This is a genomic window from Streptomyces barringtoniae, from assembly GCF_020819595.1.
Classification (GTDB): Bacteria; Actinomycetota; Actinomycetes; order Streptomycetales; family Streptomycetaceae; genus Streptomyces; species Streptomyces barringtoniae.
The window spans coordinates 1-1,429 of record NZ_JAJHNP010000076.1; the positions used below are offsets into that span (position 1 = coordinate 1).

A 1,429-nucleotide genomic window follows, 5' to 3' on the forward strand; every position below is an offset into this window, starting at 1 on the left:
CGAACGGATCTCCTCGGCGCCCACCACAGAACCAGTGAGGTTCGAGACCACCGGAAGACGCGGAGCCTCGTACGTCAGGCTTTCGGCGACCTCGCGGAAGGCGTCCAGCATGCCGTCCATGTGCGGCGAATGGAACGCATGACTGACCGTCAGACGCTTCGTCTTCCGGCCCAGCTCCTCGAAGCGGCCCGCGATCTCCAGTACCGCGTCCTCGTCACCGGCGACCACCACCGACGCCGGACCGTTGACCGCCGCGATACTCACGGCATCGGTCAGGTACGGCGCCACCTCGTCCTCGGTGGCCTGGACCGCCACCATCGCACCACCGGACGGCAACTCCTGCATCAAACGGCCACGCGCCGCCACCAGCGTGCACGCATCGTCCAGCGACAGCACACCCGCACAATGCGCCGCCGCGATCTCACCGATCGAGTGACCAGACACGAAGTCCGGGCGCACACCCCACGACTCAAGCAGCCGGAACAGCGCCACCTCCACCGCGAACAACGCAGGCTGCGTATACGCCGTCTGATCCAGAAGTTCAGCGTCGGCGTCGCCGAAGAGCACGTCCAGCAGCGGCACCTCGAACCGGGCGCACACCTCGTCCAGCGCTTCGGCGAAGACCGGGTACTCCTCGTACAGTTCCCGGCCCATTCCCAGCCGCTGGCTGCCCTGGCCGGTGAACAGGAACGCCAGCTTCCCGACGGTCGTAGAGCCCTTGACCACTCCGGCGGGCGACTGCCCGCCCGCCACCGTACCCAGCTGCCGCAGGAACTCCTCGCGGTCGCCGGCCACGAGAACCGCCCGCTCCTCGAAGGCGGTGCGTCCCACTGCGAGCGAGTAGCCCACGTCGACCAGGTCCACGTCCTCGTCGGCCAGCAGCTGCGCGCGCAGACGGACTGCCTGGTCCCGCAGCGCGTCCGCGTCCTTGGCGGACAGCGTCCACGGCACCACGGAGGGAACGCGGACCGGTTGGTTCTCGCCCCGCTCCGCCCCGGCGATCGCCGGCGGCTCTTCGATGATGGTGTGGGCGTTGGTGCCGCTGATACCGAAGGACGACACACCGGCCCGGCGGGGACGGCCGGTCTCCGGCCACTCCCGCGCCTCGGTCAGCAGCTCCACCGCGCCCGCCGACCATTCGACGTGCGGCGTCGGCTCGTCGACGTGCAGCGTCTGCGGCAGCACGCCGTGCCGCATCGCCATCACCATCTTGATGATGCCCGCGACACCCGCCGCCGCCTGCGTGTGACCGATGTTCGACTTCACCGACCCCAGCCACAACGGGCGGTCCTCGCCACGCTCCTGACCGTACGTCGCGATCAGCGCCTGCGCCTCGATCGGGTCACCCAGCGTCGTACCCGTACCGTGGGCCTCCACCGCGTCCACGTCCGACGTGGTCAGGCCTGCCGACGCCAGGGCTTGGCGGATG

Annotated in this window: 1 protein-coding gene; it reads right to left on the minus strand. The window is 69.6% G+C overall.

All coding sequences use genetic code 11. The annotated features are described in order from the left end of the window. Positions 1–1,429 (minus strand): type I polyketide synthase (locus tag LMU33_RS40760; RefSeq protein WP_228627150.1); only part of this gene is annotated, 1,429 nt, incomplete at both ends.